The organism is Pseudoalteromonas sp. C2R02, from assembly GCF_018860845.1.
Taxonomy (GTDB): domain Bacteria; phylum Pseudomonadota; class Gammaproteobacteria; order Enterobacterales; family Alteromonadaceae; genus Pseudoalteromonas.
In genome coordinates, this window is record NZ_JAHKQC010000039.1 from 15,281 (window position 1) to 29,772 (window position 14,492).

12 protein-coding genes are annotated in these 14,492 nt (G+C 35.3%); 6 read left to right on the forward strand and 6 right to left on the reverse strand.

Annotation, left to right across the window (positions count from 1 at the left end; translation table 11 throughout):
• The first annotated feature begins 3 nt into the window (after window positions 1–3).
• From deoD to KO527_RS17445, 4 genes are all read left to right on the forward strand, one after another.
• Window positions 4–729, forward strand: coding sequence for a purine-nucleoside phosphorylase (gene deoD / locus KO527_RS17430; RefSeq protein WP_216041561.1), 726 nt, complete (start codon window positions 4–6; stop codon window positions 727–729).
• Between the two features lie 342 nt (window positions 730–1,071).
• A complete protein-coding gene (locus KO527_RS17435; RefSeq protein ID WP_216041562.1) occupies window positions 1,072–3,234 on the forward strand; it encodes a cation:dicarboxylase symporter family transporter in 2,163 nt (720 codons plus the stop codon).
• Window positions 3,235–3,379: 145 nt separating this feature from the next.
• On the forward strand, window positions 3,380–3,862 hold the full coding sequence (locus tag KO527_RS17440; protein ID WP_216041563.1) for a hypothetical protein: 483 nt from the start codon (window positions 3,380–3,382) through the stop codon (window positions 3,860–3,862).
• Window positions 3,863–3,870: 8 nt separating this feature from the next.
• On the forward strand, window positions 3,871–4,800 hold the full coding sequence (locus KO527_RS17445; protein WP_216041564.1) for a tetratricopeptide repeat protein: 930 nt from the start codon (window positions 3,871–3,873) through the stop codon (window positions 4,798–4,800).
• A 59-nt stretch (window positions 4,801–4,859) separates the two neighbouring features.
• Here the strand turns inward: KO527_RS17445 and KO527_RS17450 are convergent, their stop codons facing one another.
• Window positions 4,860–6,197 carry a lysine 2,3-aminomutase gene (locus KO527_RS17450; RefSeq protein WP_216041565.1) on the reverse strand — a complete coding sequence of 446 codons (1,338 nt, stop codon included), beginning with the start codon at window positions 6,195–6,197 and terminating at the stop codon, window positions 4,860–4,862.
• 309 nt (window positions 6,198–6,506) lie between these two features.
• On the opposite strand from KO527_RS17450, the gene KO527_RS17455 reads away from it, so the two are divergent.
• Window positions 6,507–9,419 carry an insulinase family protein gene (locus tag KO527_RS17455; RefSeq protein ID WP_216041566.1) on the forward strand — a complete coding sequence of 971 codons (2,913 nt, stop codon included), beginning with the start codon at window positions 6,507–6,509 and terminating at the stop codon, window positions 9,417–9,419.
• A gap of 357 nt (window positions 9,420–9,776) precedes the next feature.
• Here KO527_RS17455 and KO527_RS17460 read toward each other — a convergent pair whose 3' ends face one another.
• From KO527_RS17460 to KO527_RS17480, 5 genes are all read right to left on the reverse strand, one after another.
• Window positions 9,777–11,168 (reverse strand): M20/M25/M40 family metallo-hydrolase, encoded by a 1,392-nt coding sequence (locus KO527_RS17460; protein ID WP_216041567.1) that lies wholly within the window; start codon window positions 11,166–11,168, stop codon window positions 9,777–9,779.
• A 140-nt stretch (window positions 11,169–11,308) separates the two neighbouring features.
• Window positions 11,309–11,701: a VOC family protein gene (locus KO527_RS17465; RefSeq protein ID WP_216041568.1), complete on the reverse strand. Its 393-nt coding sequence runs from the start codon at window positions 11,699–11,701 to the stop codon at window positions 11,309–11,311.
• A gap of 8 nt (window positions 11,702–11,709) precedes the next feature.
• Complete coding sequence (locus tag KO527_RS17470) at window positions 11,710–11,934, reverse strand: thioredoxin family protein (RefSeq protein WP_216041569.1); 225 nt, start codon at window positions 11,932–11,934, stop codon at window positions 11,710–11,712.
• A gap of 50 nt (window positions 11,935–11,984) precedes the next feature.
• Window positions 11,985–13,373: a class II fumarate hydratase gene (locus KO527_RS17475; protein WP_216041570.1), complete on the reverse strand. Its 1,389-nt coding sequence runs from the start codon at window positions 13,371–13,373 to the stop codon at window positions 11,985–11,987.
• An 11-nt stretch (window positions 13,374–13,384) separates the two neighbouring features.
• Window positions 13,385–13,753, reverse strand: a complete 369-nt coding sequence (locus KO527_RS17480; protein ID WP_231665213.1) for a hypothetical protein — start codon at window positions 13,751–13,753, stop codon at window positions 13,385–13,387.
• Between the two features lie 164 nt (window positions 13,754–13,917).
• On the opposite strand from KO527_RS17480, the gene KO527_RS17485 reads away from it, so the two are divergent.
• Window positions 13,918–14,280, forward strand: a complete 363-nt coding sequence (locus KO527_RS17485) for a hypothetical protein (protein ID WP_216041571.1) — start codon at window positions 13,918–13,920, stop codon at window positions 14,278–14,280.
• The last annotated feature ends 212 nt before the right edge of the window (window positions 14,281–14,492 follow it).

The following is a 14,492-nucleotide window of genomic DNA, read 5'->3' on the forward strand; positions in this document are numbered from 1 at the left end:
CTGATGACAACTCCTCATATCAATGCAGCTTCCGATGATTTTGCCCAAACAGTATTATTTCCAGGCGATCCACTAAGAGCAAAATATATCGCGGATACTTTTTTAACTGATGTAAAACAGGTTAATAATGTACGAAACATGCTTGGTTTTACTGGTTATTACACGAGTAAAAATGGTGAACAATTAAGAGTATCAGTAATGGGTTCTGGCATGGGTATTCCATCATGCTCCATTTATGCTAAAGAGTTAATTACAGAGTATGGTGTTAAAAACATTATTCGTGTGGGTAGTTGTGGTGCCGTAAGCCCAGATATCAAGGTGAGGGATGTGATCATTGGCATGGGTGCATGTACAGATTCCAAAGTAAATCGTACTCGTTTTAAAGATCATGATTTTGCCGCTATTGCTGACTTTAATTTGTTAATGAATGCGGTAAATGCTGCAAAGCAAAATAATATAGATGTTAAGGTAGGTAATATATTTTCAGCTGACTTATTTTATACACCTGATCCTCAGATGTTTGATGTGATGGAAAAAATGGATATTTTAGGTGTTGAAATGGAAGCAGCTGGTTTATATGGAGTGGCAACTGAATATGGTGTAAATGCATTATGTGTATTGACTGTATCAGACCATATTCGCACGGGCGAACAAACAACCGCACAAGAGCGTGAAACATCATTTAATGAAATGATCTCATTAACATTAGAATCTTTATTAAAAAGCTAGGTTCTTTAGTTTAAAAATTTTTCAATTAAAGGGCTATTTTTATAGCCCTTATTTATATCTACGTAATTACAAATAAAATGCACTAAATAGGCATGTTTATGCTTAATAATACAAATTCAAATGATGATCTCATAATCAAGTAATTTGTAATATTTTCTATGATTCAAACCCTTAGAGGTAATTTATATATTATTTATCATACTCTTAAAAAAATAGCTGAATAAGTATTTAAATCAATAGATTAGTTATTTGGTTTTGGGTAACAATTTGTTTTTATTTTTTCTGGTTAAGATGATTTTGTTCCGCTAAGCTTGCCATTTTAGGGTGAGAGAAAATATTAAAATGAAAAAACTGTTTGCGTACCTAAGTAAGGCAAACTTAATGTTATGGGCTTTAATATTAGGTATTGTAGTAGGGCTTATTTTTGGTGAAAGAGTTCAGTGGATGTCTCCTATTGGCGCTGCTTTTATTAAGCTTATGCAGATCACTATTTTCCCATATATTGTTGTTTCTCTTATCGTTGGTTTGGGTAAATTTGAGCCAAGCCAAGTTAAATCCATTATTTTAAAAGCTGTGATTGTGATGCTCTCCTTATGGGGGATTGGTATTGTGGTTATTTGGTGTTTTGCATTTACATTACCACATCATGATGCGGGCACATTTTTCTCGTCTGCTTTAGTTGCTACACGTCCCGATATTGATTTTGTAGCGCAATACATACCTGCAAATCCATTTGCTTCAATGGCTGAAGGTAACGTGCCTGCGTTAGTGGTTTTTTGTATTGCGTTAGGCATGGCACTAATGGGTAATGTACGAAAAAGTAGCTTGCTCAATATTTTAGATGTACTAGGTGAAGGGTTATCGGTTATCTCTAAAAAAATGATCAAGATATTCCCGATAGGTATTTTTGCAATTACAGCGAGTACTGCCGGAACTATTAGTTTAGAGCAAATAAATAACTTACAAGTCTATTTTGTATTAGTGGTATTAACTGCATTGTTTTTAATATTTATATTATTGCCTATGCTAGTGTCGGCATTGACACCAGTAAAATATAGAGATGTGATTGGCATAGCACGAAATGCACTGATCACCGCCTTTACTACGGGCAGTGTGTTCATCACGCTACCTGTGATCACTGAAGGCATTAAAGACTATATGCATAAACGTGAAATCGCAGATGCACAATCAGATCATGTTGCTGAAGTATTGGTACCTATCGCATTTACTTTTCCAAGCTTAGGTAAGTTAACAACATTACTGTTTGTTGCTTTTTCAGCTTGGTTAACTGGGCATGAAATCGGTTTTGAAGAAGTTCCTTCTCTCACATTAACTGCATTGCTAAGTTACTTTGCAAATGTACATATTGCTATTCCTTATTTATTAGATGCAGCCAGAGTACCCGCTGATGCTTATCAATTATATTTAGCCATGTCGGTATTGACGGCAAAATTTGTATCGCCTACATCGGTTGCTTATATCATTAGTTTTACTTTATTAAGTATCTTTTATATTCGCTCAGAATTGAGTTTTAAACGTGTAAAAACCGTATTTAATTTAGGTATTGTAGGTGCAGTTTTACCAAGTTTGATGCTCGTGGCATTTATGCTTAATAGCAAATTAAGTGAGTCTGGTACTGCATCAGATGAGATCATCGCTAATATGCAGGTGGCAACAAAAGTACCCGCTGATGTGTTAAGTTTTGTGCCTAAAGCCTATGAAGCTGGTCAGTTGTCGCTTACTAATATCGAAGTGATTAAAAAGCGTAAGTTGCTTCGTGTTGGTTATATTGCTGAAAATGCACCCTTTTCATATTTTAATCGCAAACATGAGCTCGTTGGTTTTGATATTAGTTTAGCCCATGAGTTAGCTGCAGACTTAGAAGTAAAAGTTGAGTTTATTCCATTTAAAAAAGATCAGTTAGCGCAATATCTAAATAAAGGCTACTTTGATATTGCGATGTCGGGTTTAGAAATTAATGTAAGAGATTTAGAAAAGGTTACTTATTCAGATCCGGTATTAGAGCTGCAATTGGCACTGGTAACTAAAGATCATCGCATGAAAGAGTTTAGTTCAAGAGAGAAGATACTTGAACATGAGTCTTTATTGTTTGCTAATGTTGAGCATCAACCTTTTTTGAAAAAAGTATCTCGGCAGCAACCTAGTTTACATTTTAAAACGATAGATAATTATCGAGATTTTTTTGAAGGAAAAAATCAATATGATGCGCTTGTAATAAGTGCGGAAGCCGCGTTTTCATGGACTATGTTTTATCCTGAATTTGGTGTTGTTGTGCCAGAAAATGCGAGTACTAAATACCCAATTGGCTTTGCTGTTTCTAAACGACATTTAGATTTAAATAACTATTTTAACTCTTGGTTAGATATAAAACAGGCTAATGGTAAAGTGCAACAATTCTATGATTATTGGATATTAGGAAAAGGTAGTAAACCTAAAGTTAAGCGTTGGTCTGTGATAGATGAGGTAACCGCTATAAAACCATAATATTCTTCAAAAAGCGTTCCAAGTAAAGTCAGATTAAATATATATGATCTGACTTTATTTCATTACTGTAATTCCCTGCTTATACTTAGTAAAAATCAGACAATGGATGTTTAAACGATTAACTATTTAATAATAGAGTGAATTTATGAACATAACCTTAGTGGGTGGCATTGTTATTGGTATATTTGTAATGGCTTTACTCTATGTACGAGGTGAAAATTATCGTAAAGAATTAGAGCGTACTAAAGCCCTTTATAATAAAGTGAATCGTGAAACTCGTTATTTAACTGATGTCGTACTTGAACTCGCTAAAGAGGAGCAAAGGATATTACTAGAAAGGTTTACGCGCTTTAAGAAACGTGGGACACCCAATATTGAATTGTTGAAATTCACAAGCGTATTAATAGAAGCATATGAAGTTGTAATAAGTGAAGCGACGGTAGGCCATAAAACGGTTCATGAAGCTTTTAAAGAGTATGCAAATAATAATACAAATATAGGGTTTGAGGAGTTTAATAATTATTTGATACAAACTAGTGCTAATAAAAGGCAATATTGGGCGAAAAATACACTGCATGATTATATTGATTTGTGTAAAGTAATGCTTGATGAATTAGAGCTTAGTTAGGATGCAGTATGTTTTTTATGGATGTCGGCAAGCAAGTAATCGAAACACCACAATCAAAATTATGTTGTGATAGAAATACAGTTCAGTACGCAGAGCTTAAATATGTAAAACTTTCTTTTATACCTCTTTTTCCATTTTCTACTCACTATCAAACACAGTGTAAAGTATGTAAATCCACTCTAGAAGCGCCTAAAAATAGGATAAGTATACTGAGTATTTTTAATAAATTTATTGGTACTGCAATAGTTCTATTTATTGCTTTATATTTCTGGCAAGGCCACCAAGAAGATATTGCAAAGGAACTTGATGTATTAAATGACCCTCAGAAATATGATTTTTATTTAATTGATAATAACCGCTTTAATAAAGTGCAAAGCCAAAGAGCTGAATTTGTTATTGCTAAAGTGATATCCGCTAATAAAGACGCGATTGAAATTGTGATAAGTAATTATATTTACTCACGAAAGCGAGATTTAATAAAAGCGATACGCTTAGATACCTTAGTTTTTGATGATTTTTTTCCAACAAAAACTCAATTTATAACACCTGCTGAATTAAACGCGCTTTATAAAGAGGAAATTGTTTATCGGGTATTAAGACCATTTAATTATACTTTATTTGGTGGCGTTGCTGTGCGTCCGACTATGCCAGAGAAACTCTATAAAGGTTATAATCCAACGCCATTAAATCAAGAAGGTATTAGAAGCTATCGAAATGATGACTTTGTTGAGGCCTTATCTTTATTTAAACAAGCAGCTGAGCAAGGTGATGCATGGGCACAAATTAATTTGGCACAAATGTACAGAGATGGCGAAGGTTCTCAAGTTGATAATGCTCAGGCATTACATTGGTTTAATGAAGCAATGAAATTAGGGAACAAAACAGCTGAATTTGAATATCAACAGCTTTGCAAAAAAGAAATAAGCTGTAAAAAGTAAGCTTATAAAAAAGGCTGAGTTCATTCAGCCTTTTTTAATATGTGAGTGATAGCGCTAGACTACATCGCGTTATATTCATCTTCCCAGAAGAATTTTTCTTCGCCAAACGCAGGTTTTAAGCCGTCTAACCAAGTTGCTTTTTCATCATATTTAGCAAAAAATGGACGCTGAACCCAATCAGGGTTACGTGCTTGAATGAAGCGTAAAACAAATACTTTTTCACCCATGATTTCAGTTACACCAGATACTTCAACTTTACCTGGGCCCGCACTCATTGATGGACCACGCACTGTTCTACTTACACCAGAAACATTCTGGTATGCATCACGGAAGATTTCCCACGTTTTATAAAGTGGCAATTCAAAGTAGCGTTTAGCGCCCGTATCACGTTCAATGAACATGTAATAAGGGATCATGCCTAGTTGAGTTTGCAGCTTCCACATTTCAGACCACATTTCAGGATCTGTATTTATATTGTTTAATAAAGGCGCTTGTGTGCGGATTTGTGCACCCGTAGCACGAATGCGTTTTATTGCTTCTAGAGTAACTGGGGATCTTAGTTCTTGAATATGGTTGATATGTGCCATAAAAGAAACATGTTTTCCGGCATCAACTAACTCTTTAATTAGCGCTAATAAATCATCGGCATCTGGATCTGTTACATAGCGGTGTGGCCAGAAAGTTAAAGATTTAGTACCAATTCTGATAGTGCGAATATGGTCAAACTCTGGTTTTTTAAGCTCTTCTAGGTATCCACGTACTTTACCAGTACGCATAACCATAGGATCGCCGCCTGTCATTAATAAGTCAGTTACTTCAGTATGTTCTTTTAAGTAGCGGTGTAATTCATCGGCATCGTGATTATTAAAACGTGTTGCTTTACCTACAAACTGTGCCCAGCGGAAACAGAAAGTACAGTATGCATGACAATACTGGCCTTGAGATGGGAAAAACAGCACCGTTTCTTTATATTTATGCTGCATACCATTTACGGTTTCACCGTCAAGTTCAGGTACATTTTTATCCATTTGACCGGCAGGATGTGGATTTAACTTATTTCTGATTTTCTGTGCTAATTCTAATATTTGATCAGCGCTTGGATCCGTTTTTAATAAGGTAGCCATTAAGTCATATGACTCATCATCTAACATGCCGCGTTGTGGGAATGTTAGCTGAAATACTGGATCATTAGGTACTTTATGCCAATCAATCAGTTCATCAATAACAAAGTTATTCACCCTAAAAGGAAAAACGCTTGCAACAACGCGCATCTCAAATCTAAGATGCTCAGGAAGCTGTGAAAGCGCCTCGATTTTGTCGATTTGTCTATGTTGATAAACTTGAAAACGAGGAGCTTGATAAGCCTCAACGCCTTGGATTTGTACTACTTGATTCATATAATTCAGTATCGCCCGATAAAAAGTCGGCCATGATACCAATAATTGACTTAGGCTTCATCTTTTTTGTGTGATTTTTATACTAAATGTCAGTTTTATTATCTAAGGTGATGTAAAGTTAAGTAATTTAGCTGCTAATTGTAAGCAAAAGCAAATAGGCTATTTCTTAGCGAGCATTTGTTTGCTAATTTAGGGTGAGGTTAGCTTTAATTTATAATAGCTATCTCAAATCATATCTGTTGGCTTATATCTTTAAATAACCTGTTGTACTTGGGTATTTAAATGCATTTAATATTATCGAGGAAGTTAATGAAGCAGCAAAAGATTAAATTGGTTGCACTGTGTATAGCTGCAACATTAGGAGCAAGTGTTTTAACCGCTTGTTCTAATAATTCAAATATGACCTCTCAATCACAGCAAGGCACTATGCAATCAAATCAAATTATTAAAAGTCAAAATGACCGAAGAGACTACCGTTTTATAGAATTAGATAATGGCCTTAAAGTTGCGTTAGTATCAGATGTCACTGCGGATAAAGCTGCAGCCTCACTAGATGTGCATATTGGCCATATGAGCGACCCTGCAGATAGGCATGGCTTATCTCACTTTTTAGAGCATATGTTGTTTTTAGGTACTAAAAAGTATCCAAAAGTAGGCGGTTATGATGAATATTTAAAAGCCAATGGTGGCTGGTCAAATGCAGGCACAGGCCAACAACATACCAATTACTTTTTTGAAGTGAATCAGGGTGCTTTTAATGAAGCATTAGATAGATTCGCACAATTCTTTATCTCTCCTACTTTGGATCCTGAATATGTAGAGCGCGAAAAAAATGCAGTGCACTCTGAATATCAGATGAAAATAAAAGATGATGCGCGCCGTATTAGAGAGGTGCGCAAAGAAACGTCTAATCAAGCACATCCTGCTAGCCAGTTTTCGGTTGGTAATTTAGATACTTTAGCGGATAGAGAAGATTCAAAGCTGGTTGATGATTTAAAAGCACAATATAAAAAGTATTATTCAGCGAGTCGCATGGCTTTATCTGTTGTTGGTAAAGAAGATTTAGATATATTGGAAGCTTGGGTTAGGGAAAAGTTTTCAGCAGTACCAACTAATGGTTCAATTTCTCAACCTGAAACGGTTGAACCTTATCTTGAAGAACAATTAGCAGTACGCATTGATATTGAGCCGATGAAAGATGTACGTACTTTAACGCTTAATTTTCCAGTACCAAGCTCATTAGCCCATTATAAAGAAAAACCACTGACATTTATTAGCCATATATTAGGCAATGAAGGTGAGGGCAGTTTGTTTAGTTATTTAAAGCAGCAAGGCCTGATTGAATCTTTAGGTGCCTATCATTATGGTCCTGATGATTTTGAATTATTTACAGTGAGCATGAACCTTACTAAAAAAGGCTTAGCTGATTATCAGACGGTAACAGAGGCGACGTTTGCATATTTAAAGTTAATCGCATCTAAAGGTCTAAATCCAGTTTATTTTGAAGAGTTAAAGTCTGTGGCAGATACCAGCTTTAAGTTTCAAGAAAAACACTCAGCAGCAAATACGGTGCAAAATTTATCTGGGCAATTACAGTATTATTCACCAGAGCATATACTTAATGCGGATTATATTTACCAAGATTTTTCAGCTGAAATTGTAAAGCAGTATCTAAATTTATTAACGCCGCAAAACATGCGTCAAACGCGTGTTGCTAAAGGTCTTGAAACCGATAAAGTACAAGCTGAATATAATACGCCATATTTAATGGCTAAACTGACTCAAGCTGAGTTAGATAAATATCAAAACCCAAAAGTAATAGAAGCGCTTAAGTTACCAAAAGAAAATCCATTTATAGCAAAAAATCTTAAATTAAAAACTATTACTTCTGATGCTGTAAATCCTGAGGTTGTTTTTGAAAAGCCGGGTTTTAAACTTTGGCATAAGCAAGATACTGAGTTTAAAATTCCTAAAGCTTCTGTGAATATTCAAATTTATTCTGATGAAGCAGGCAAAGATGCAGAATCGCGCGCTAAAAATACTTTATATAATGCTTTATTAAAAGACAGCTTAAATGAGTTTGGTTATCCGGCAAAACAAGCCGGTTTAAATTATAACTTATGGTCTACAAACCGTGGTATGGGATTTGGCGTAAATGGTTATGATGAAAAACAAGTTGAGTTACTAGTTACAATTAATAAGCGTATAAGAAATTTAACAATCGATCCTGCTGCATTTGAATTACATAAAGCGCGCTTAATACGTAGTTGGAATAATGCGAAATTTGACCGTCCTTATTCACAAAGTTTATCTGCTTTATCTCAAGTGCAAAGAACAAAAGTATATGCAGCAAGCAAATTAGCAAAAGCATTAGAAGCAGTAAATATAGAAGAGCTAAAGTCTTATATTGAAGGTTTTCATCGCGAAATTGAAATTGAAGCTTTAGTACATGGCAATATGACAAAAGAAGAGTCTGAACTGCTAGCTAATAATTTGTATGCTCTCAACTTAACCGGCTCTAAAGCTAAAGTGCGCGCTGAGAAAGTGGTTAAGCTTAATAAGAGTGATGCAACTTTAGTAAGAGAGCTCGATGTTGATCATAATGATTCATCATTAGTATTAAGTTATGTGAGCGATGATCCATCACTTGATAGCAGAGCCCATTTTGCTTTAATTGGACGTGTAATAAACGCGCCTTTTTATAAAGCGATCCGTACTGAACAGCAATTAGGCTATATAGTCGCTGGTCGTTCTCGTATGTTAGAAGACTTACCCGGTTTATTCTTTTTAGTGCAGTCACCAAAAGCTGGACCTGTAGAGTTAGAGCGACGTATCTCTGCATTTCTAACTGGTTTTGATGAGCAACTTACTCAAATGACACAAGAACAATTTACAGATTATAAAGAGGGTTTAATTAAAGGCTTAAAAGCAAAAGATAAAAACTTGAATGAGCGTACATCACATTATTGGGCTGAAATTAATGCAAAAGAGTTTAACTTTGATAGTGATAAGCAATTGATATCAGCTATTGAGAAGTTGAGTCAGAATGACATTAAAGATTTTTATAATAAAGCGATGTTAAAAATTAAACCGATTTTAGTGCGTAGTTTTGGTAAAGCACATCGTATGGATGAAGATTATAAAGCAGCACAAAAAGAGGCTAATATCTGTAGAAAAAATCCGTGTTTTGTTGAGCAGTTAAAAACCAGTGTGCGGTTTTAGGTTTACATTACGTGACTGAAGTCCCGTCTACTTAGATTGAACTAAAATCTGTTGATTAATAGCTTATGGTTTATTGAGTTATGATTATAAAAAAGACCGAAAAGAGATAACTCGTTTCGGTCTTTTTTGTTACTTATCGAGGCTAAAGCATAGTCTACTTAATTAGAAAAGTAGATGGGAGTTTAGTCCCCTATAACTTATACCAATTCTATTAAGTTAGTGAGCTAATATAAATGAGAATAAACTTTCAAGAGCAAGGCGCTTGATTGAGCAATAGCTGGCTATTGGGATTGAAAGCAACGCAGCTATTGTATATTTAGACCATTTAGATTGATCACATATTTATTGGAATTGGTATTATTTACCTTTAATTGTTTTATCAGCATCAGCGGCCATAAATGCAAATACGGCGTATGCTGCGGCATTTTGTTGTATCTTTTTAGGGCTTACTTTATCTAAAGTATCATCAGCTGTGTGATGGTAATCAAAATAGTCTGTACCATCAGTATGTAATGCGAAACCTGCAAGTCCACCTAATTTACGTAATGGAATTAAGTCAGGGCCATTTGCAGCTTTATTAGCACCAATATACTCGATATTAAGCGGCGATAATTGTTCTGCTATTGCTCTTACAACTGGTAATGACGCAGCTTCAACATTTGATTGAAAGCCATAAATAAAATCTGCGCCAAAGTCAGATTCTGCAGCAGCTACAATATTATGTTTATCTTTAGCGTGTGCTTTTGCGTAAGCTTTAGCGCCCCATAAACCTAGCTCTTCAGCTGCAAATAAAACAACACGTACGCTGCGTTTTGGACGTTTAACATCGGCGATGAATTTTGCTGCTGCCATAGTTAAAGCAACACCAGCACCATCGTCTAATGCTCCAGTACCTAGATCCCAAGAATCTAAATGACCACCAATTAATACATATTGTTCAGGGTTTTGTGTGCCGTTGATCTGACCAATAACGTTATAACTTTTTCCTTCACCTAAATCTTCAGTTTGTACGTTTATGTTCACTTTAACTGTTTTATTTAAAGCAGTTAAACGAGAAATTTGATCTGCATCTGGGTTTGGAATGGCGACTTTTACAATTTGAACAACGCCTTTTTTATATTGGCTGGCGCCTGTATGTGCAAATCTATGGTGTGAAGTACTTACCGAGCGCATCATAAAACCTACAGCGCCTTTTTTTGCTGCTTCAATTGCACCTGTACGGCGTGCGCGTGTTGCAGGACCATAACCATTACCGTCTATATGGCGATTCATTTTATAGTTAATAAATACAATTTTTCCTTTGGCGATACCCTTAGGTGCAGCAATAAGTTCATCTAACGTTTCAAATTGAATAACTTCTGCTGTAATACCTGCTTTAGGCGTACTGACACTGCCACCTAAAGCTGTTAAATGTAATGTTTGTGCTGAAGGTGTGATAATAGCACCTGATTCACTGTATCGACGCCATGAAGGAAATGTAGCAGGCTCAATCCATACTTTGTCATAACCGAGCTCTTTGAATTTGTCCTGCGCCCATTGTACTGCTAAAGCATCATTTTTAGTGCCAGGTAATCTTGGACCGACTTCTGTGGTGAGTGAACTTAGAATATCGAAAGCTAAGTTACTGTTTAATGCATTAGTACGAATTTCAGAAACTTGTTCTATTTGTTTAGGTGTAAATTCTTGAGCAGTAACAGAAGTTATAAATGTTAAGCTACTAAGAGCTAATGTGCAGAGTAATTTTTTCATGGTTTCCAAGCGCGCCTTTTAAAGAGAGCAGTATTTAAGCATTAAAGGGGCTTTGAGGTAAAGTTAGATGAGTTAAGTTTATGAGTAGAAATTGGAAGTTATTATTTACATTTTTAGACGTTAAAAACAAAAACTAGATTTTAGCCTAAAGGTTGTCCAAAACTAAACTCTATACGATTACCATCAGGATCTAATACGCCGCAGTAGTAGCCCACAGGGAAAGGCTCTTGTTTTGTCGGCCATAATAATATGCCATCCTCTTTTGCTTTATTGGCTAGTTTATCTACGTCTTCTTTGCTAGATAATGCAAAACCAAAGTGAGAAAAATCAGATTGAGACTGCTGGTGGCCAGGCCCTCCGGGTAAAATGGCAAAAATAAATTGCGATTCTTTATCTGGTTCAGCTAACCAAATAATATGTTTACCATTTACATGACGGTCTCTAACAAGTTTAAGGCCTGCATAATTTTGATAAAAAAATACACAAGCATCTACGTCTTTAACATGTAAAGCGATGTGGGTGAGCTTAGGCATTTATTGGATCAACTACAAAAATAGGCTTGTAGCTCAGAAGTTGTAGGTTGGTGTCTAAAAACAAGCTCGCCATCTATAAAAATATTAGGTGAATGACGAATATTGTTTTCACTGACTAACTTTGGGTTATCTTCAATGTAGTCGATATGGTAATCGATACCCACAGTTTGAAATTCACATTCAAGATTAAGAATGCAAAAATCAGTTTGTGTCACTAAAAGTTGAACTATCATAAAGCAAGGCTTCCTATTTAAATCCTTGCTTTAAGTATAGTTGCTATCTATTAATCTGTATTACTAATGCCACCTTTAGTTAACTTTGCAGGATCTAACAATTTTAATAATTCATCACGAGATAAATCTGTTTCTTGTTCTGCAATATCAATTATCGGTTGGCCCAGTTTATAGGCTTTTTTTGCTATTTTAGCAGCTTTTAAATAACCAATGACAGGATTTAAAGCGGTTACTAAAATTGGATTTTTAGTGAGCGCTTCGTTTATATGATCTTCTTTTACTACAAAGCTAGTGATTGCTTTATCAGCTAATAAATAACTTATGTTACTCAGTAAATCTATACTTTGTAATATGTTGTATGCAACAACGGGTAGCATAACATTTAGTTCAAAATTTCCAGATTGACCAGCAACGGTTATCGTTGCATCATTACCTATTACTTGTGCACTTACCATAGCTGTCGCTTCAGGTATAACAGGGTTTACCTTGCCTGGCATAATTGATGAACCTGGTTGAAGTGCTTCAAGCTCTATTTCTCCTAATCCTGCAAGAGGGCCTGAATTCATCCAGCGTAAATCGTTCGCTATTTTCATATAGGCAATTGATAATACTTTTAAATGACCAGATAAGGTCACTATGACGTCTTGTGAGCCGATATTATAGAAAAAGTTATCACTCGGTTTAAAACTGATACCTGTTGCTGCACTTAGGTTAGAAGAAAACTTTCCTGCAAACTGTGTATCGGCGTTTATTCCTGTGCCAACCGCAGTACCACCCTGTGCTAGAGAGGTTACTTGTTCAAGTGACTGCATAATTCCTAGCTTTGCATTTTGAATTTGGCTTTTCCATGCTGCTAATGTTTGTGCAAAAGTTACAGGCATCGCATCCATTAAATGCGTGCGGCCTGTTTTTACTATATGACCAATTTCAGCTGATTTTTTGTCTAATGCTTGTATTAAATGCTCAATTGCAGGTAATAAATTGAAATATGCCGTGATTGCGCTACTAATTTGAATTGCACTTGGGATCACATCATTTGAGCTTTGGCCCATATTGATATGATCGTTTGGGTTGATATCTAAATTAGCTTGTTGGCTTGCTAAACTTGCAATCACTTCATTGGCGTTCATATTTGAACTAGTGCCAGAACCAGTTTGAAATACATCTATTGGGAATTGCTCTAAATGTTTGCCGTCAATGAGTTGTTCGCAGGCTTTTTCTATCGCGATGGCGCGTTCGCCATCTAAATATCCCAGTTCAGCATTAGTCTGTGCTGCAGCGTATTTGATATAGGCTAATGCCTGTATAAAACTGGCAGGCATAGTTAAACCGCTTACTGGAAAGTTATTTATCGCTCTTTGTGTTTGCGCTTGATATAGGGCGGTTTCAGGGACTTCTAGTTCACCCATGCTGTCTTTTTCAATTCTGCTATTTTTCATAATACTCTTCTTTAATAGGGGTTAAATTCATGACTTAAAATACGTAACTCACGCTCTAATTTATGATATTTTGTATGGCTAGCGTCGTATTGTTTATAAAACCGTTTTAATGCTAATAATGGCTTATAGAGTTGATCTAAGCATTGCTTCCTCATGCATTCAGATTGTAATGGGTCACAAATTTTATTGATAAGGTCATGATAAGTGCGCCGAAGGAATAGCTCCTGAAGTAGGATGCACTGTTCTTTTGAATAACTTCGCGCCAAAGTTAAGCCCGCATCAATAAACTGTGCAACAACATGAGCACTATGCATACTTTTACAGCGATTAAGCATTTTCACTTGTTGATTATAAATAACGGTAGCTTGTGCACTATTCATATTAAACCAGATAACTGTAATGATAACTATTATCATTACAGTTATCTGGTTTATAGGCAAGTGTTTTATTAGATATATAATTAATGGGATTTATCGATGGATATTAATTGACTGAGAATAATTTTTATTTAGAATACAAGTTCTGAATATCTTAGTTAATAAATATGATGACCGAGCAAGCTGAAATAGCCTTAAAGAAGCAATATAAATTATTAAAAAAAGCGATAAAATCAGAGCTAAAGAAGTCACTTAAAGCTGATGAAAGTATGAGTAATAACTTAATGAACTTATCTGCTTTAGAAATTGAAAAGTTAGCAAATAAAATGGTAACTCAGGCTTTAGGGCAAAACGAAGTAGTTACGAATAAGCAAGTTGTTGTTAAAATAGAACCTAAGCCTACTAATATGAGTTTTGCGCTTAAACCATTAAAAAAATCACCTTGTAAACAGTGTCCTGCTTTATCTGGCGGCCTTTGTCAGTGTGCAATTAAGCAAAATAATAAAAAATCAATTAGCACGGCGTCATAATCTTTTCATCATTTAAATAACACCCTTTCCAGCAATATTTATTTTTTGGTACTTCTTTCTCGCCTTCCTTATCAATTATCGACCATAGACTTACTATTTAGAGTATTTTTACCTGTTGGAATTTACATTCGCTAAAAGTAACTCTCTATAATTTAGGCATTAAAAAACCCCAGTTATAAAATAACCGGGGTTTTTATTCAGGTTAACTAAAA

Excerpts from the sequence above, each read along its gene's own strand:
- KO527_RS17485 (WP_216041571.1), top strand. The coding sequence starts at position 13,918 with ATGATGACCGAGCAAGCTGAAATAGCCTTAAAGAAGCAATATAAATTA.
- KO527_RS17435 (WP_216041562.1), top strand. The coding sequence starts at position 1,072 with ATGAAAAAACTGTTTGCGTACCTAAGTAAGGCAAACTTAATGTTATGG.
- KO527_RS17460 (WP_216041567.1), bottom strand. The coding sequence starts at position 11,168 with ATGAAAAAATTACTCTGCACATTAGCTCTTAGTAGCTTAACATTTATA.
- KO527_RS17440 (WP_216041563.1), top strand. The coding sequence starts at position 3,380 with ATGAACATAACCTTAGTGGGTGGCATTGTTATTGGTATATTTGTAATG.
- KO527_RS17480 (WP_231665213.1), bottom strand. The coding sequence starts at position 13,753 with ATGAATAGTGCACAAGCTACCGTTATTTATAATCAACAAGTGAAAATG.
- KO527_RS17445 (WP_216041564.1), top strand. The coding sequence starts at position 3,871 with ATGTTTTTTATGGATGTCGGCAAGCAAGTAATCGAAACACCACAATCA.
- KO527_RS17455 (WP_216041566.1), top strand. The coding sequence starts at position 6,507 with ATGAAGCAGCAAAAGATTAAATTGGTTGCACTGTGTATAGCTGCAACA.
- KO527_RS17465 (WP_216041568.1), bottom strand. The coding sequence starts at position 11,701 with ATGCCTAAGCTCACCCACATCGCTTTACATGTTAAAGACGTAGATGCT.
- deoD (WP_216041561.1), top strand. The coding sequence starts at position 4 with ATGACAACTCCTCATATCAATGCAGCTTCCGATGATTTTGCCCAAACA.
- KO527_RS17475 (WP_216041570.1), bottom strand. The coding sequence starts at position 13,373 with ATGAAAAATAGCAGAATTGAAAAAGACAGCATGGGTGAACTAGAAGTC.
- KO527_RS17470 (WP_216041569.1), bottom strand. The coding sequence starts at position 11,934 with ATGATAGTTCAACTTTTAGTGACACAAACTGATTTTTGCATTCTTAAT.
- KO527_RS17450 (WP_216041565.1), bottom strand. The coding sequence starts at position 6,197 with ATGAATCAAGTAGTACAAATCCAAGGCGTTGAGGCTTATCAAGCTCCT.